Below are 16297 nucleotides of genomic sequence, written 5' to 3'. Positions count from 1 at the left end.
GTCCAGTGGATATTGGTTCTATCAAAGGAACTAAATTAGGTAGTGAAGATGAAATGGAAATGAAATTTGAAGACAGTGTTCCATTCTCTGCTCTAGCTTTTAAAGTTGCTAACGATCCATTTGTTGGGTCATTAACTTTTATTAGAATCTATTCAGGTACCATTAAAACTGGTACGGCAGTATTCAATTCCTCTAAAGAGAAAGAAGAAAGAGTTGGAAGAATGCTTCTAATGCATGCAAACTCTCGAGAAGATATTAAAGAAGCCAATGCAGGCGACATAGTAGCATTAGCTGGATTAAAAAATACTATTACAGGACACACTTTATGTGACAAAGAAAATTCTGTTCTTCTCGAACCAATGGAATTCCCTGATCCAGTAATTGAAATTGCAGTAGAACCAAAAACAAAAGCGGACCAAGAAAAAATGGGTGAAGCTTTAGGTAGGTTGGCTAAAGAAGATCCTTCATTTAGAGTTACATCAGACGAGGAGTCTGGACAAACAATTATTAAAGGTATGGGCGAATTACACCTTGATATTATTGTAGATAGAATGAAAAGAGAATTTAAAGTAGAGGCAAACGTTGGAGCTCCTCAAGTTGCTTATAGAGAAACTATAGAAGCTGCTTCAGAGGTTGAATATACTCACAAAAAACAAAGTGGTGGTGCTGGTCAATTTGCAAAAGTAAAACTTTTAGTAGAACCTCAAGAACCAGGTAAAGGTCGAGATGTTGAGAGCAAAATTAAAGGTGGTGCAATTCCAAAAGAATTTATTCCTGGCGTTGAAAAAGGCATAGAAACAGTTTCAGATACTGGAATTTTAGCTGGTTTTCCAATGATTGATTATAAAGTAACGATCTTAGATGGTTTACATCACGATGTTGACTCAAGTGTTTTAGCGTTTGAATTAGCAAGCAGAGCTTGCTTTAAAGAAGCATGTACAAAAGGTGGATTAAAATTATTAGAACCTGTAATGAGAGTTGAAGTAGTAACACCTGAAGATTACATGGGTGATGTTATAGGTGACTTAAACAGCAGAAGAGGTCAAATAAGCACTCAAGAACAACGAGGTAATGCAACTGTAATTACAGCAATGGTTCCTTTAGCAAATATGTTTGGTTATATAAATAATTTAAGATCAATGTCTCAAGGTAGAGCACAATATTCAATGTTTTTTGATCATTATTCAAAAGTTCCTCAAAATGTTCAAGACGAAGTAACTAAGAAGATTGCAGGTTAATAATGGAAAAACAGAATATTAGAATTAAATTAAGGGCATATGATAACAAAGTTTTAGATGCTTCAACTGAAGAGATTGTGAATACAGTAAAAAGAACTGGAGCCACAATCAGAGGACCAATTCCATTACCTACAAGAATTGAAAGATACACAGTATTAAGATCACCTCACATAGATAAGAAAAGTAGAGAGCAATTTGAATCAAGAACACATAAAAGATTAATCGATATTATTGAACCAACTCCACAAACTGTAGAAGCATTAATGAAACTTGATTTAGCATCTGGTGTAGATGTGGAGATAAAAATTTAATTATGAGTGAGATAGCTTTATTAGGGAAGAAAATAGGTATGACGAGAGAATTCTATAAATCTGGTCAATTAGTTCCTGTTACTGTGCTTAAGGTTGAAAAAGCTAGAGTTATTCAGGTTATTGAAGAAGAAAAAAGAGGGTACAAGGCTGTTCAGCTTGGATATGGGAAAATTAAAAATTCAAAATTAACAAAAGCTATGAAAGGTGTTTTTGCTAAAAAAAATACTGAAGCTAAGAAAAAATTAAAAGAATTTAGAGTAAACGACACATCTCTTTACAAAGAAGGAAACGAGTTTGGTTTAGAAATATTCAAAGACATTAAATTTGTAGACACAAGATCAAAAACAATTGGTAAAGGTTTTGCAGGTGCTATGAAGAGACATAATTTTGGTGGTTTAAGAGCCAGTCATGGTGTTTCTATATCTCACAGAGCACATGGTTCAACAGGACATAGTCAAGATCCAGGAAAAGTTTTTAAAGGAAAAAAAATGGCTGGTCATATGGGTGACAAGCTAAGAACAATGCAAAATATTGAAATAATAAAAACTGACTTAGAAAACGAACTTCTTTACTTAAGAGGATCAATACCTGGTTCAAAAAATTCTGAAGTAATGGTTAAAAAATCAGTAAAAAATATAAGCAAAATGACAATTGGTGAGAAACAAGCAGCTGCTGAAGAAGCAAAAAAAACACCTGAGAAAAAGAAAAAATAATGAAATTAGATAAAATTAGCATAGACGGAAAAAAAGATAGTATTGAAGTTTTAGATAATATTTTTTCAGCAAAAATTAACCACAAGTTGGTAAGTGCTGTTCTTTACAAAACGAATGCTAATTACAAAGGAAGACACGCAAAAACCAAACAACAAAATGAAGTTAGTGGCCCAACATCAAAAATATATGCTCAAAAGGGAACAGGTGGTGCAAGGCATGCAAGTAGAAAAGCTCCTATTTTCGTAGGTGGTGGTATAGCTCATGGACCAAAAGGAGAATTAGCTTATAAAAAAAGAAAATTAAACAAAACTGAAAAAAAACAAAGCGTAGCGTCACTAATTACAGAAAAAAATAATAATAAAAACTTATTAATCTTAAATGACTTTAGTTCAGAAATTAAAAAAACTAAAGAGATGAACTCAATTATTAATAAACTTGAAATTACAAATTCACTAATAATTCTAGATAAAAATTCAAAAGAAAAAATTGAAAAATCAGTAAGAAATATTCCAAATGTTAAAGTTACAGATGTAAATCATTTCAGTGCTTACGACATTATTAAATTTAAAAAAATAGTATTCACAGAAAGCTCCGTAAAAGAACTAGAAAAGAGATATTCATAAAATGGAAAAAATTCACTTATACGACAAAATTCTTTCTCCAGTAGTTACTGAGAAATCTACTAATTTATCTGAACTAAATAAAATTGTTTTTAAAGTTCCGGATGGAGCAAATAAGAAAAATTTAAAAAAGAATATAGAAAAAATATTTAAAGTTAATGTGACTAAGATAAATATTATAAACAAACAAAACAGAACAAAAGTTACCAGAGGTAGAAAAGTAAAAGTATCTGGTTATAAAAAAGCAATTATAACTTTAAAAAAAGGTCAAAGTATTGATCTAACAACAGGAATTTAATAAATGGCATTAAAAACTTTTAAACCATACACAAAATCTACAAGAGGCACTATTTTAGTTGATAGAACTGGCTTATGGAAAGGTAAACCATTTAAGTCATTGGTCTCTCCAAAAAATGCCATGAAAGGTAGAAATAACAATGGTCATATTACCTCTATTAATAGAGCCGGTGGACATAAAAAAATGTACAGACATGTTGATTTTTATAGAAAAAAATTCGACATGGAAGCTACAGTTGAAAGAATAGAGTACGATCCAAATAGGTCATGTTACATCATGTTGGTTAAATTTGAGGATAATACGCATGCATACTTCTTAGCACCACAAAAAATTAAAGTTGGAGATAAAGTTGAAAGCGGTTCTAAAAAAGAAATTAAAGTAGGTAATTGTATGCCATTGCAAGATATTCCAGTGGGTATCAATATACATAATGTTGAGATACAGCCAGGTGGTGGTGGAAAAATTGCTAGAGCAGCTGGTTCATCAGTTACTATTAGTGGTCTAGATGGAAACTATAGTTTAATAAAATTAGCCTCAGGTGAAGTGAGAAAAATAGATTCAAGAGCTTTAGCTACAATTGGAATTTTAAGTAATCCAGATCAAAAAAATATCAAAATAGGAAAAGCAGGTAGATCAAGATGGTTGGGTAGAAGACCTCATACTAGAGGTGTTGTTAAAAACCCAGTTGATCACCCACATGGAGGTGGTGAAGGAAAATCTGCTGGAGGAAGACATCCAGTCTCACCTACAGGACAATCTGCTAAAGGTTTAAAAACCCGAGATAATAAGAGAACAGATAAATTTATAGTTAAGAGAAGAAATAAGAGGAAGGATACTAAGTAATGGCTAGAGCAGTTTGGAAAGGACCGTTTGTAGAAGAAAGCTTGATGAAGAAAGTGGACAAGTATAAAGACGATCCAAAGAAAATTCCTATTAAAACTTGGTCAAGAAAATCTACAATTTTACCTGATTTTGTAGGTGTCAGTTTCCAAATTTATAATGGCAAAAAATTTATACCAATAACTGTTTCAGAGGATATGGTTGGACATAAACTAGGTGAGTTTGCGCCAACTAGAACGTTCTTTGGTCATACACCAGCTGACAAAAAAGCCAAACCAGCAACAGCAGAGAAGAAATAATTATGGGTAAAAAAAAGAAAATTGATAAAACTAACGATAAAACAGTAAAGTCTGTTAACAACGGTATTAGATCAAGTGTTAGAAAGTTAAATCCAATACTTAGAAGTATCGTTGGTAAAAAAGTTGATGTTGCAATTAGAGATTTACAGTTTTCAGAAAAAAGAGTTACTAGAGATGTTAGAAAAACTATCAGTTCAGCAGTAGCCAATGCTGAAAATAATTTTCAATACGATATTGATAAATTAATAGTTAAAGAGGCATATTGTGGAAAAAAAATAGTTATGAAAAGATTTAGACCAAGAGCCAAAGGAAGAGCGGCACCAATATTAAAACCTTGGTCAACTGTTACAATAATTTTATCAGAAGCAAAACAAATGGAGAAGCATGGGGCAAAAAGTTAATCCTGTAGGTTTTAGATTGGGTGTCAACAGAGGATGGGACTCTGTATGGTATGCTAAGAAAAAAGATTTTGGAAACTACCTAATCGAAGATTTTAAAATTAGGGAATATATCAAGAAAAATGTGATCAATTCTGGTGTATCTAAGGTAATGATCGAAAGAACATCTAATAAATGTTATGTTACAATCTATACTTCTAGACCTGGATTTGTTATTGGAAAAAAAGGAAGTGATATAGACAAAATTAAAAATAATCTTTCAAAATTCACATCAAATGAAGTTAATCTAAATATTAAAGAAGTTAAAAAACCTGAAACTAATGCTTATTTAGTAGCTGAAAACATAGCTCAGCAGCTTGTTAAAAGAATTTCTTATAGAAGAGCCATGAAAAGAGCAATGCAATCATGTATTAGACTTGGAGCAAAAGGAATAAAAGTTTCTGTGAGTGGAAGACTTGGTGGAAATGAAATAGCTAGAACAGAGTGGTTAAGAGATGGAAGTATTCCATCGCATACTTTAAGAGCTGATATTGATTATGCTGAAGCAGAAGCTCTTACAACATATGGAATTATTGGAATTAAAGTTTGGATTTATAAAGGTGAAGTTTTTGCTAGAGAATTTAGTCAAGAGACCAACAAGGTAACACCAAAGGAAGGTAAACAATAATGCTTCAGCCAGTAAGAACAAAATGGAGAAAAGCTCATAAAGGTAGAATTCATGGTAATGCTACAAGAGCAAGTACTATTAATTATGGTGCTTACGCATTAAAAGCTTTACAGCCTGAAAGAGTTACTGGAAAACAGATTGAAGCTGCAAGAGTTGCTTTAACAAGACATATGAAAAGACAAGGAAGAGTTTGGACAAGAATATTTCCAAATATACCAGTTTCAAAAAAACCAATTGAAGTCAGAATGGGTAAAGGAAAAGGTTCACCTGAGTATTTCGCGTGTAGAGTAAAACCAGGAAGAATATTATTTGAAGTTGATGGTGTTTCGGAACAAATTGCAAAAGAAGCTTTATACAAAGCATCAGCAAAATTACCTATTAAGACTAAAACAATTAAGAGATTTGCATAATGAAAAAAAAAGAAATTAAAAAATTATCAAAGGACGAAATTGTGAAGAACATTGATAAACTCAAAAAAGATCTTTTTAATTTCAGATTTCAAAAAATGAATTCTCAAGTAACAAACCCTGCTAAAATTGGGGAAACTAGAAAAACAATTGCAAGATTAAAAACAATTTTAAAAGGGAAAGCAAATGCCTAAAAAAATACTTACAGGAATAGTTATAAGCGATAAACCAAACAAAACAGTCACTGTTATGGTAGAACGTAAATATTCTCACCCACTATTAAAAAAAGTAATTAGAGTTAGAAAAAACTATAATGCTCATGATGAAAATAATAAGTTTAAAACTGGTGACAAGGTTTCAATTATTGAGAGCAAACCGTTTTCTAAAAATAAAAAATTTCAAGTTATGGAGAGTACAAAGTAATGATTGGTGTTCAAACAGAATTACAAGTAGCTGACAATACTGGAGCAAAAAAAATTGAATGCATTAAAGTTCTAGGTGGATCAAAAAGAAGATACGCTAGTATTGGTGATACAATTGTAATTGCGGTTAAAGAAGCGATACCTAAAGGAAAAGTTAAAAAAGGATCTGTTCATAAAGCAGTTGTTGTAAGGGTTAAAAAAGGAATACATAGAAACGATGGATCTAAAGTAAGATTTGATAATAATGCTGCTGTTTTAGTTGACGACAAAGGTGAGCCAGTAGGAACAAGAATTTTTGGTCCAGTTACAAGAGAATTAAGAAGTAGAGGTCAAATGAAAATTATTTCTTTGGCACCGGAGGTTTTATAATGATTAAAAAAGGTTTGAAAGTAAGAGTTTTAGCTGGCAGAGATAAAAAAAAAGAGGGTGAAGTTATTGAAATTGATAGAGTGAATAACAGAGCTAAAGTTAAAGAAATAAACATGGTTAAAAAACACGTTAAAACAACAAAGGAGAAAAAAGGTGGAATTTTTCCTAAAGAAAGCTTTATTCATATTTCTAACTTAAAACTAATTGATGAAAAAACAGCTAAGAAAAAAGAGGCTAAAAAATAATGACACCAAGATTAAAAGAAATATTCAATAAAGAAATTCAGCCTGCATTAAAAGATCAGTTTGGTTTTAAGAATATTTATATGGCTCCAAGAATTGAAAAAGTTGTTTTAAATATGGGTCTTGGTTTAGATGCTACAGACTCTAAAATTTTAAAATCATGCGAAGAAGATATGGCTAAAATTACTGGACAAAAACCAGTTACAACAAAATTTAAAAAATCAGTAGCTAATTTTAAAACAAGAAAAGGATCAAATGCTGGTTTAAAGGTAACATTAAGAAAAAATAGAATGTATGAATTCTTAGATAGATTGGTGAATATAGCATTACCAAGGATTAAAGATTTTAGAGGTTTGTCACCAAAAGGCTTTGATAAGTTTGGTAATTATACATTTGGAATTAAAGAGCATATAATTTTTCCAGAAGTAAGCTTTGATAGAGCAGACAAAGTTAGAGGTTTAGATATAGTAATAGTTATTAAAGCAATAAATAAAGAACATAGTTTTGCACTACTAGAAAAAATGAATTTTCCATTTATTAAAAAAGGAGATAATTAAACATGGCAAAGTTAAGCGCTGTTAATAAAAATAAAAAAAGAATTAAGCTTTCAGATAGGCTTTATAAGAAAAGACAAGCCTTAAAGAAGATCGTAATGGATAAAAAGATTTCATTAGAAGAAAGATTTAAAGCACAACAAAAATTATCTAAACTGCCAAGAAACTCAGCTAAAACAAGAGTTATGAATAGATGTGAGATTACTGGAAGACCTCACGGTGTTTACAGAAAATTAAAGATTTCAAGAATTGCATTAAGACAATTAGGATTACAAGGAAAGATACCAGGGCTAGTTAAATCCAGCTGGTAGAAAGGAAAATTATGAGTTTAAGTGACCCAATAGGAGATATGATTGCAAGAGTGAAGAACGCTCAAGCTAGAAATCATAAAAAAGTAGAATTACCTTCTTCTAATTTTAAAACAAAAATTGCAGATATACTTAAAAACGAAGGTTTTATTAAAGATTTTAAAGTAAGTTCTGAAGAAAAGAAACCAATGCTATCATTAGAACTTAAGTACCATTCAGGTAATCCAGTAATTAGTGCTTTTGAAAGAGTATCAAAACCTGGGAGAAGAATTTTTTCATCTGCCGATAGCTTACCTAAAATAAATAATGGTTTAGGAATTGCTATTGTTTCTACTCCAAAAGGAATAATGACAGATATAGATGCAAGAAAACAAAAAGTTGGTGGCGAAATAATTTGCAAGGTATTTTAATGTCTAAAATAGGAAAAATTAACATTTCGATCCCTGAAAAAGTAAAAGTTGCTTTAGCTGGTAATATTATAAATATAGAAGGACCTTTAGGGAAAAAATCAATCAACGTTGATCTAGATATGTTTAATTTAGACATAATTGAGGGAAAAGAAATTTCTATTAAACCAAAAAAACTAGATCAAAACTCAAAAAGACTTTGGGGCATGAATAGAAGTTTAATCAATAATGCTGTTATTGGATCCAGCACAGGTTATGAAAAAACTTTAGAATTAGTTGGTGTTGGTTATAGAGCAGCGTTAAAAGGAAATCAGCTAAACTTACAATTGGGTTATAGTCATGATATCAATTTTGACATACCAGAAGGCATTAAAATTGCTGTTGAAAAACAAACTACATTAAAAATTACAGGCTCTGACAAGCAGCTAGTAGGTGAAGTTGCATCTAAAATCAAAACATTAAGAAAAATCGAACCCTATAAAGGAAAAGGTGTTAGAGAAAAAGGTCAATATGTACTTAAAAAAGAGGGAAAGAAAAAGTAATGAAACTAAACACTAATAACAGAAAAAGATTTAGAGTTAGCAATAAAGTTAAAAGAGTTGCTCCAAAAGATAGATTTAGATTAAGTATTTTTAGATCATCAAAAAATATTACAGCTCAAATAATTGATGATACAAAAAATGTAACTTTATTATCAGCTTCATCTGTAGAAAAAGATCTTAAATCATCTGATAAAATTAATAAAACTGAATTATCTAAATTAGTTGCCCAAAAATTAGCTAAAAAAGCTCAAGAGAAAAAAATTACAAAAATTTACTTTGATAGAGGTACTTATAAATATCACGGTAGAATTAAAGTTTTTGCTGAAACTCTTAGAGAAAACGGGATGGAATTTTAATTATGGAAAATTTAAAAGATAAAAAAACTGACGATATATTGGAAAAATTAGTCCACATAAATCGTATTACTAAAGTTGTTAAAGGTGGAAGAAGATTTGGATTTTCAGCGCTTGTAGTTGTTGGAAATCAAGCAGGTAAAATCGGCATAGCTCACGCAAAAGCTAAACAAGTACCTGATGCTATAAAAAAAGCAAATGAGATGGCAAGAAGAAAACTTACTCATATACCTTTAAGAGAAGGCAGAACAATACATCATGACGTTAAGGCAAAAGATGGTTCTGGTAGAATAGTGTTAAGAGCAGCTTCTAAGGGAACAGGCATTATAGCAGGTGGACCTGTTAGAGCTGTATGTGAAGTTTTAGGAGTAAAAGATATTGTTGCAAAATCTATGGGAACTTCAAATGCGCATAACGTAATTAGAGCTACAATGAAAGCATTAATGAAACAAAGTTCACCAAAACAAATATCAGCAATTAGAAATAAAAAAATTTCTGAAATAATTGAAAAAAGAGGATAATGATTACTTTAAACAATAGAGAAAAAATCAATAAATCTAAAATAAGAGTTGGAAGAGGAATTGGTTCTGGAAAAGGGAAAACATCAGGAAGAGGTGTTAAAGGTCAAAAATCAAGATCTGGAGTGGCTATAAAAAGCTTTGAAGGTGGTCAAATGCCACTATATAGAAGACTCCCAAAAAGAGGTTTTAACCCAATTTCAAAAGAGAGTGTTGCAATTTTAAATCTAGATAAAATTCAATCTTATATAGATAAAAAAAATATCAATCCTAATGAAGTATTAAACTCAGAATTATTAAAAAAACTTAAATTAATTAACAAAAACTCAAAAAAATTAAAAATTTTAGGTTCAGGAGAAGTAAAAGATAAAATTAATATTGAAGCTGATCTAGCGTCTAAATCAGCAATAGAAAAACTAGAAAAAATTGGTGGATCTATTCAATTAAAAAAATAATTTGTTTATATGAGTGCATCTTCATCAACAAATGATTTAAGAAATAGAATTATTTTTACTATTTTAATTTTAGCTGTTTATAGATTTGGAACTTTTGTACCTTTACCAGGTATAGACCCAGAACAATTGAAAATAATGATGGAAGGCAATCAAAAAGGATTGCTAGGCATGTTTAATGTTTTTGCAGGAGGTGCAGTAAGCCGGATGGCAATATTTGCATTAGGTATAATGCCTTACATTTCTTCAGCAATTATAGTTCAACTTTTAACTGGGGTTTCGGATTATTTTAAAAATTTAAAAGCACAAGGTGAGACAGGAAGAGCTAAAATTACACAAATCACTAGATATGGAACAGTATTACTTGCAACAGTTCAAGGATATGGTTTATCTGTTGGCTTAGAGTCATCAGCTGACTTAGTAATTAATCCAGGGGTTTTTTTTAAAATAACTACCGTTACAACCATTGTTGCAGGAACAATTTTTTTAATGTGGTTGGGAGAACAAATCACTCAGAGAGGTATTGGTAATGGTATATCGTTAATAATTTTTGCAGGTATCGTAGCTGAAATACCAAGAGCTTTAGTTACAACTTTTGAATTAGGTAGAACGGGTGCAGTTTCAACATTTATGATACTAGCTATATTTGTTCTATTAATAGTTACAATTCTTTTTGTAGTTTTTATGGAAAGAGCGCTTAGAAAAATTCTTATCAATTATCCTAAAAGACAAATGGGGAATAAAATGTATGGAGGGGAGTCTTCACATTTACCTTTAAAAATAAATCAGGCTGGAGTAATTCCTGCAATTTTTGCATCTGCACTTTTACTTTTACCAGTAACATTTTCAAATTTTTCATTCTCTAACAATGAAACATTTTTGAACTTAAGTTCATATTTCACACAAGGTCAACCTCTTTATATGTTATTATATGCTTCAGGAATAATATTTTTTACGTTTTTTTATACTTCAATTACTTTTAATCCAACAGAAACTGCTGAAAATCTAAGAAAGTACGGAGGCTTTGTTCCAGGAATTAGACCAGGTGAAAGTACAGCACTGTATATTCAAAATATCTCAACGAAATTAACGACGATTGGTGCTCTATATCTAACCTTAGTTTGTTTGATGCCAGAATTTTTAATTGCAAACTATCCTATACCTTTTTATTTAGGTGGTGCATCTATATTAATTGTTGTTGTAGTTGCTATCGATACTGTAACGCAAATACAAACAAGATTAATGAGCTCACAATACGAACAACTGATTAAAAAAACTAAATTTGGTAGGTAAGTGAATATAATTTTGTTTGGACCTCCTGGTGCTGGAAAAGGTACTCAGTCTAAATATCTTGTAAACAAATTAAATGCTTTTCAAATTTCAACAGGTGATCTTTTAAGAGAAGAAATCAAAAAAAAATCAGACATTGGTAAAGTAATAACCAATGACATGAAGAATGGAAAATTTATAAGTGATGATATTGTTAATAAACTTTTAGAAAACTTAATATATGATCCTCAAAAAAAAAATAAATTAATCTTTGATGGATATCCTCGATCATTAAGTCAGGCTAAATATTTAGAAGTGTTATTAAAAAATTCAAATCAGAGCATAGATTTAATTTTATTTCTAAACGTAGATAAAGAAACAATTCTCAAAAGGCTTGAGAAGAGAAAAATTATAGAAAATAGATCTGATGACGACACTCATACAATAGTTTCAAGATATGAGAAATACATGGAAACAACCCAACCAGTTCTAAATTTCTATTCTGAGAATCCAAATTTTAAAGAGATTGATGGAAGCTTAGAAATTGAAGAAATAACAAGGAAAATAGACGCTTTTATCAATGTATAAGACGTTGACTTTGATTAATCTTCTTATATAAAAGGCACAATTTATCACAAAAATTATGGCTCGTATCGCAGGTATAAACATTCCACAGAATAAACTTGTTCATATAGGTTTAACTTATATTTATGGGATTGGTGATAAATTCTCTCAGCAAATTTGTTCATCTTTAGAAATTCCAAGAGCTAAAAGAGTAAATCAATTAACAGATGAAGAGATTTTAAAAATTAGAGAGTACATCGATCAAAACTTTAAAGTAGAAGGTGATTTAAGGAGAGATTATTCATTAAGTATTAAAAGATTAATTGATCTTGCTTGTTATAGAGGAACAAGACATAGAAAAAAATTACCTGTTAGAGGACAAAGAACGAGATGTAATGCTAGGACAAGAAAAGGAAAAGCAATCGCTATTGCTGGAAAAAAATTAACACCAACTAAAAAATAGTTATGGCTAAAACTGATAAAGTTGAGAACAAAGATCAGAAAGTAGAAAAATCTACCAAAAAAAGTATAAAAAGTTCTTATTCAAAAAAAAAGAAGGTTAAGAAGAATATTTTAAATGGAATTGCTTATGTGCAATCAACATTTAATAATACTATTATCTCAATTGCTGATACAAATGGAAATGTAATTTCATGGGCATCTGCTGGACAAAAAGGTTTTAAGGGATCAAGAAAATCAACTCCTTATGCTGCACAGATAGCAGCTGATTCTGCAGCTTCGAAAGCTCTTGAGTATGGAATGAAAACTTTATCTGTTGAAATAAAAGGACCTGGATCAGGAAGAGAAACAGCTTTAAGAGCATTGCAAGCTAGAGGATTTAAGATTTTGTCAATCAAAGACACTACGCCTATGCCTCACAATGGAACTAGACCACCAAAGAAAAGGAGAGTTTAATGGAAGTCGAAAATGTTAATGTAAAAAATTGGAAGTCATTAATTAAGCCATCTAAATTAGATGTTCAAATAAGTGATGACTTAACTCATGCAAAAATTGTAGCTGAGCCTTTAGAAAAAGGTTATGGATTAACTTTAGGAAATTCTCTAAGAAGGATTTTATTATCATCTATAAGAGGAGCTGCTGTAACATCAATTCAAATTGATGGCGTTTTACATGAATTCACTTCAATAAAAGGTGTTAGAGAAGATGTGACTGATATAGTTTTAAACGTAAAATCTTTAGCATTAAAAAGTAATTCTGAGGGTACAAAAAAATTAATTTTAGACGCAAAAGGACCAGGAGAAATTAAAGCTTCAGATATAGCTCCAGTTGCAGACGTTGAGATTTTAAATCCTGATTTAGTTATTTGTAATCTAGATGAAAATACTACTTTTCATATGGAGATGAATGTTAATACGGGTAAAGGATATGTACCTGCAGAGCTAAATAAACCTGAAGAGCCACCATTAGGCCTTATTGCTATAGATTCACTTTATAGTCCAGTTAAAAAAGTTTCATATTCAGTAAGTACTGCTAGAGAAGGTAAAGCATTAGATTATGATAAATTAATAATGGAAGTTGAAACTAATGGATCAATCTCTGCTGAAGATGCTGTAGCTTATTCAGCAAGAATTTTCCAAGATCAGCTTAAAATGTTTGTAAACTTTGATGAGCCAGTTGAAGCTCCTGTAAAAGAGGTTTCTACCGAACCTGAATTTAACAAAAACTTACTAAGAAAAGTGGATGAATTAGAGTTATCAGTTAGATCGATGAACTGCTTAAAAAATGATAATATTATTTATATCGGTGATCTAGTTCAAAAATCTGAAGGTGAAATGTTGCGAACACCTAATTTTGGAAGAAAATCATTAAACGAAATTAAAGAAGTTTTAACAGGCATGTCATTGTATTTAGGAATGGAAATACCTAACTGGCCACCAGACAATATTGCAGAGATGTCTAAGAAATTAGAGGAAGCAATTTAATGAGACACGGTCTGGCAAATAAGAAGTTAAATAGAACATCAGAGCACAGAAAAGCTCTACTTAAGAACATGCTTAATTCTTTGATTAAGTATGAGCAGATTAAAACTACTTTGCCAAAAGCTAAATTTCTAAAACCTCAAGCGGATAAGATAATAACATTAGGTAAAAAAGAGACTTTGCAAACAACCAAAATGTTGGTTTCTAAACTACAAGATATTAAATCAGCTAATAAAGTAAAAAAAACACTTTCTAAAAGATATCAGAATAGAAAAGGTGGCTATACAAGAATAATTAAAGCTGGATTTAGATATGGAGATAATGCTCCAATGGCAATAATTGAATTTGTTGATCGAGACGTTGAAGCCAAGAGAGTGGATAAACCAAAAAAAGATACAACAAAAGAATCTCCTAAAACTGAAGAGAAAAAACAAGCTACAGCTTAAATCTTAAATCATGAAAAAATCTTACATCGTTGATTCAACGTGTAATGATATGCGATTGGATAGATGGTTAAGATTAAAAATTGGAAAAATTCCTCAAGGACTTGTAGAGAAATACTTAAGAACAGGAAAAATTAAGCTCAATAAAAAGAAAGTTAAAAGTTCTTCTAAAGTAAAAACAAAAGATGAAATAAATATATTCAACATTGAATTTAAAGATATAATTCAACAAAAAAAAATTAAGTTTTTACCATCAAAAGAAATTATAAAATCAAATGAAGATCAAATAATTGACAACAATGACAATTTTGTTGTTTTAAACAAAGCATCAGGCATATCAGTACAAGGTGGAACTAAATCAAAAAAAAATCTAGTTGATATTTTTGCTAAAAGTGAAATTTTTGAGGGAACAAAACCATATTCTGTTCATAGATTAGATAAAGATACTTCTGGAGTTTTTATTATGGCCAAAAACAGAGAAAGCGCTCAATTGCTTACTTCTTTATTTAGATTAAGAAAAGTACACAAAACATATTTAGCTATCTGCCAAGGTGAAATTAGTAAAAAATCCGGTGTATGGGATGATGATTTAATTAGGTATGACGGTGATAAAAAAATAATTGAAAAAGCAAAAACAATTTTTAAAGTCATTGATAAAAATTCTGAAGCAAGTTTATTAGAACTAAAACCTATTACAGGGCGAAAACATCAGTTAAGAAAACAATTATATGCAATTGGAAACCCTATATTTGGAGATACAAAATATAAATTATCAAATTCTAATAAAGGAATTAATAAAAATTTAATGTTACATTCATACCAAATTAAATTTAAAATTAATGACATAAAACATACTTATTCAGCATTGTTACCTGATTATTTTCAAAAACTTTTAAAATCTAAAAGACTTAGATTTTTAAATTTGAAATAAAATTTTTAATTAATATATCATTTAGATTTGAGTAATCCTGATCTAAAATATTTTTCAAATTAGTTACTCCTTTATCTGAAATACCACATGGTATAATTTTTTTATAATTTTCCAGATCATTATTTATATTTATTGCAAAACCATGATAGGCAATCCATTTGCTAACTCTGATACCTATTGCAGCAATTTTTTTAACTTCATTATTAGATTTATGCCATATTCCAATATTATCTTTATCTGGAAAAGTTTCTATTTTATAAAATTTTAAAGTTTGAATTATTGTTTTTTCAATAATTGTTATAAATTTTCTGATATCCTTTTTTTTTCTTAAATCTAAAACAAAATAACAAATTAATTGGCCTGGCCCATGGTAAGTAATTTTACCACCTCTATTAGTTTCTAATATATTAATGGATTTATCAATAATCTCATTCTCTTTATAAGAAGTTCCTCCTGTAAAAACTTCATTATGCTCCAAAGTCCAAATTAATTCTTGCTCATTATTTTCATACAAATCCTTTAATCTTGACTCTAGTATATTAATAGCATCAAAATAATTTACTGGTTTTATTGACTTTTTGATCTCTATGTTCATTTATAATTTGTATTATCTTTATTATGTATTAATAGTGCAAATCTAAATTATAGGTAGATTTATGTCTTTAACTAAAAAAACTAAAGATAAAAAAGTAAATTTTGAGTTTAATAAAGAATATATAAGAGTTGTTACTAGCAAAATAGCTAACAATGATGCTCAATTTATTACCAATTCATTTAATGAAATGCACCCTGCTGATGCTGCGGATATCATCGAACACCTTAGCGAAGGAGATAGAGAAAGTTTAATTAAACTAAATAATTTCAATATTGATCCGGAGGTTTTTGTCGAATTAAATGAGTCTATTCAATCAGAAATTATTACCTATTTATCTTCAGAATCTATAGTAAGTATTTTAAAAGGTTTAGAGTCAGACGATGCTATATCTATATTAGAAAATGTTCCTGAAGAGGATAAAAATGCAATCCTTAGCTCTTTACCCCCTAAAGATAGATTTGCTCTTTTAGAAAGCTTGAGCTATCCAGAAGATACTGCTGCTAGACTTATGCAGCGTGAATTTACAGCTATACCAAGTAATTGAAGTATAAAAAAACGTAAAAAATATTATTCCTGAAGCATATAATAACATATAAA

30 protein-coding genes are annotated in these 16297 nt (G+C 30.0%); 29 read left to right on the top strand and 1 reads right to left on the bottom strand.

Translation table 11 applies throughout. The features are described from left to right. The 28 genes from AMN81_RS06045 to AMN81_RS05910 all read left to right on the top strand — a co-directional run. On the top strand, positions 1 to 1238 hold a 1238-nt coding region (locus AMN81_RS06045), incomplete at its 5' end, for an elongation factor G (RefSeq protein WP_256998242.1). Positions 1239 to 1240: 2 nt separating this feature from the next. Then, positions 1241 to 1549: a 30S ribosomal protein S10 gene (gene rpsJ / locus AMN81_RS06040; protein ID WP_072091197.1), complete on the top strand. Its 309-nt coding sequence runs from the start codon at positions 1241 to 1243 to the stop codon at positions 1547 to 1549. Between the two features lie 2 nt (positions 1550 to 1551). Further along, a complete protein-coding gene (gene rplC, locus AMN81_RS06035) occupies positions 1552 to 2262 on the top strand; it encodes a 50S ribosomal protein L3 (RefSeq protein ID WP_072091195.1) in 711 nt (236 codons plus the stop codon). Continuing rightward, positions 2262 to 2885: a 50S ribosomal protein L4 gene (rplD, locus tag AMN81_RS06030; protein ID WP_072091194.1), complete on the top strand. Its 624-nt coding sequence runs from the start codon at positions 2262 to 2264 to the stop codon at positions 2883 to 2885. The genes rplC and rplD overlap by 1 nt, the downstream gene beginning before the upstream one ends. A gap of 1 nt (position 2886) precedes the next feature. Next, the gene (rplW, locus tag AMN81_RS06025) at positions 2887 to 3180 is read left to right on the top strand and encodes a 50S ribosomal protein L23 (protein WP_072091192.1); all 294 of its coding nucleotides are present in this window, start codon (positions 2887 to 2889) and stop codon (positions 3178 to 3180) included. A gap of 3 nt (positions 3181 to 3183) precedes the next feature. Further along, entirely contained in the window at positions 3184 to 4023 is an 840-nt protein-coding gene (rplB, locus tag AMN81_RS06020) for a 50S ribosomal protein L2 (RefSeq protein ID WP_072091190.1), read from the top strand. Next, complete coding sequence (gene rpsS / locus AMN81_RS06015) at positions 4023 to 4319, top strand: 30S ribosomal protein S19 (protein WP_023853704.1); 297 nt, start codon at positions 4023 to 4025, stop codon at positions 4317 to 4319. The genes rplB and rpsS overlap by 1 nt, the downstream gene beginning before the upstream one ends. 2 nt (positions 4320 to 4321) lie before the next feature. Continuing rightward, the gene (rplV, locus tag AMN81_RS06010) at positions 4322 to 4720 is read left to right on the top strand and encodes a 50S ribosomal protein L22 (protein ID WP_072091189.1); all 399 of its coding nucleotides are present in this window, start codon (positions 4322 to 4324) and stop codon (positions 4718 to 4720) included. Next, complete coding sequence (gene rpsC / locus AMN81_RS06005; RefSeq protein WP_072091187.1) at positions 4704 to 5384, top strand: 30S ribosomal protein S3; 681 nt, start codon at positions 4704 to 4706, stop codon at positions 5382 to 5384. Before rplV ends, rpsC begins: the two co-directional genes overlap by 17 nt. Next, positions 5384 to 5794 (top strand): 50S ribosomal protein L16, encoded by a 411-nt coding sequence (rplP, locus tag AMN81_RS06000; RefSeq protein WP_023853707.1) that lies wholly within the window; start codon positions 5384 to 5386, stop codon positions 5792 to 5794. Before rpsC ends, rplP begins: the two co-directional genes overlap by 1 nt. After that, a complete protein-coding gene (gene rpmC, locus AMN81_RS05995; RefSeq protein ID WP_072091186.1) occupies positions 5794 to 5985 on the top strand; it encodes a 50S ribosomal protein L29 in 192 nt (63 codons plus the stop codon). Before rplP ends, rpmC begins: the two co-directional genes overlap by 1 nt. Next, complete coding sequence (rpsQ, locus tag AMN81_RS05990; RefSeq protein ID WP_072091184.1) at positions 5978 to 6214, top strand: 30S ribosomal protein S17; 237 nt, start codon at positions 5978 to 5980, stop codon at positions 6212 to 6214. The genes rpmC and rpsQ overlap by 8 nt, the downstream gene beginning before the upstream one ends. Continuing rightward, a complete protein-coding gene (gene rplN / locus AMN81_RS05985; RefSeq protein ID WP_072091183.1) occupies positions 6214 to 6582 on the top strand; it encodes a 50S ribosomal protein L14 in 369 nt (122 codons plus the stop codon). The genes rpsQ and rplN overlap by 1 nt, the downstream gene beginning before the upstream one ends. Beyond that, the gene (gene rplX / locus AMN81_RS05980; protein WP_072091182.1) at positions 6582 to 6827 is read left to right on the top strand and encodes a 50S ribosomal protein L24; all 246 of its coding nucleotides are present in this window, start codon (positions 6582 to 6584) and stop codon (positions 6825 to 6827) included. The genes rplN and rplX overlap by 1 nt, the downstream gene beginning before the upstream one ends. Further along, complete coding sequence (gene rplE, locus AMN81_RS05975; protein ID WP_072091180.1) at positions 6827 to 7381, top strand: 50S ribosomal protein L5; 555 nt, start codon at positions 6827 to 6829, stop codon at positions 7379 to 7381. The genes rplX and rplE overlap by 1 nt, the downstream gene beginning before the upstream one ends. Positions 7382 to 7383: 2 nt before the next feature. Continuing rightward, on the top strand, positions 7384 to 7689 hold the full coding sequence (gene rpsN, locus AMN81_RS05970; protein WP_072091178.1) for a 30S ribosomal protein S14: 306 nt from the start codon (positions 7384 to 7386) through the stop codon (positions 7687 to 7689). 11 nt (positions 7690 to 7700) lie between these two features. After that, positions 7701 to 8096, top strand: coding sequence for a 30S ribosomal protein S8 (gene rpsH, locus AMN81_RS05965; RefSeq protein WP_072091176.1), 396 nt, complete (start codon positions 7701 to 7703; stop codon positions 8094 to 8096). Further along, positions 8096 to 8635, top strand: a complete 540-nt coding sequence (gene rplF, locus AMN81_RS05960; protein ID WP_072091173.1) for a 50S ribosomal protein L6 — start codon at positions 8096 to 8098, stop codon at positions 8633 to 8635. The genes rpsH and rplF overlap by 1 nt, the downstream gene beginning before the upstream one ends. After that, positions 8635 to 8991, top strand: coding sequence for a 50S ribosomal protein L18 (rplR, locus tag AMN81_RS05955; RefSeq protein WP_072091172.1), 357 nt, complete (start codon positions 8635 to 8637; stop codon positions 8989 to 8991). The genes rplF and rplR overlap by 1 nt, the downstream gene beginning before the upstream one ends. A 2-nt stretch (positions 8992 to 8993) precedes the next feature. Next, a complete protein-coding gene (gene rpsE, locus AMN81_RS05950) occupies positions 8994 to 9509 on the top strand; it encodes a 30S ribosomal protein S5 (RefSeq protein WP_023853717.1) in 516 nt (171 codons plus the stop codon). Then, positions 9509 to 9961, top strand: coding sequence for a 50S ribosomal protein L15 (gene rplO / locus AMN81_RS05945; RefSeq protein WP_023853718.1), 453 nt, complete (start codon positions 9509 to 9511; stop codon positions 9959 to 9961). The genes rpsE and rplO overlap by 1 nt, the downstream gene beginning before the upstream one ends. Before the next feature lie 9 nt (positions 9962 to 9970). Then, entirely contained in the window at positions 9971 to 11251 is a 1281-nt protein-coding gene (gene secY, locus AMN81_RS05940; RefSeq protein WP_072091171.1) for a preprotein translocase subunit SecY, read from the top strand. Then, positions 11252 to 11815, top strand: coding sequence for an adenylate kinase (locus AMN81_RS05935; RefSeq protein ID WP_072091170.1), 564 nt, complete (start codon positions 11252 to 11254; stop codon positions 11813 to 11815). Between the two features lie 55 nt (positions 11816 to 11870). Then, positions 11871 to 12254 carry a 30S ribosomal protein S13 gene (gene rpsM, locus AMN81_RS05930; protein ID WP_072091169.1) on the top strand — a complete coding sequence of 128 codons (384 nt, stop codon included), beginning with the start codon at positions 11871 to 11873 and terminating at the stop codon, positions 12252 to 12254. A 2-nt stretch (positions 12255 to 12256) separates the two neighbouring features. After that, on the top strand, positions 12257 to 12706 hold the full coding sequence (gene rpsK, locus AMN81_RS05925) for a 30S ribosomal protein S11 (RefSeq protein ID WP_072091167.1): 450 nt from the start codon (positions 12257 to 12259) through the stop codon (positions 12704 to 12706). Further along, entirely contained in the window at positions 12706 to 13734 is a 1029-nt protein-coding gene (locus AMN81_RS05920; RefSeq protein WP_072091166.1) for a DNA-directed RNA polymerase subunit alpha, read from the top strand. Before rpsK ends, AMN81_RS05920 begins: the two co-directional genes overlap by 1 nt. Next, the gene (gene rplQ, locus AMN81_RS05915) at positions 13734 to 14177 is read left to right on the top strand and encodes a 50S ribosomal protein L17 (protein ID WP_072091165.1); all 444 of its coding nucleotides are present in this window, start codon (positions 13734 to 13736) and stop codon (positions 14175 to 14177) included. The genes AMN81_RS05920 and rplQ overlap by 1 nt, the downstream gene beginning before the upstream one ends. 10 nt (positions 14178 to 14187) lie before the next feature. Next, positions 14188 to 15105: an RluA family pseudouridine synthase gene (locus AMN81_RS05910; protein WP_072091164.1), complete on the top strand. Its 918-nt coding sequence runs from the start codon at positions 14188 to 14190 to the stop codon at positions 15103 to 15105. Here AMN81_RS05910 and lipB read toward each other — a convergent pair. Next, a complete protein-coding gene (lipB, locus tag AMN81_RS05905; RefSeq protein WP_072091163.1) occupies positions 15083 to 15700 on the bottom strand; it encodes a lipoyl(octanoyl) transferase LipB in 618 nt (205 codons plus the stop codon). The two genes, AMN81_RS05910 and lipB, sit on opposite strands and share 23 nt — an antisense overlap. 61 nt (positions 15701 to 15761) lie before the next feature. On the opposite strand from lipB, the gene AMN81_RS05900 reads away from it, so the two are divergent. Then, positions 15762 to 16244 (top strand): magnesium transporter MgtE N-terminal domain-containing protein, encoded by a 483-nt coding sequence (locus AMN81_RS05900; protein WP_256998241.1) that lies wholly within the window; start codon positions 15762 to 15764, stop codon positions 16242 to 16244. Positions 16245 to 16297 lie beyond the last annotated feature (53 nt).

The organism is Candidatus Pelagibacter communis (genome assembly GCF_001179845.1).
In the GTDB taxonomy this organism is placed as follows: Bacteria; Pseudomonadota; Alphaproteobacteria; order Pelagibacterales; family Pelagibacteraceae; genus Pelagibacter; species Pelagibacter ubique_Q.
The sequence above is the reverse complement of the archived record's forward strand: the minus strand, read 5'-3'. Positions and strand labels throughout refer to the sequence as shown.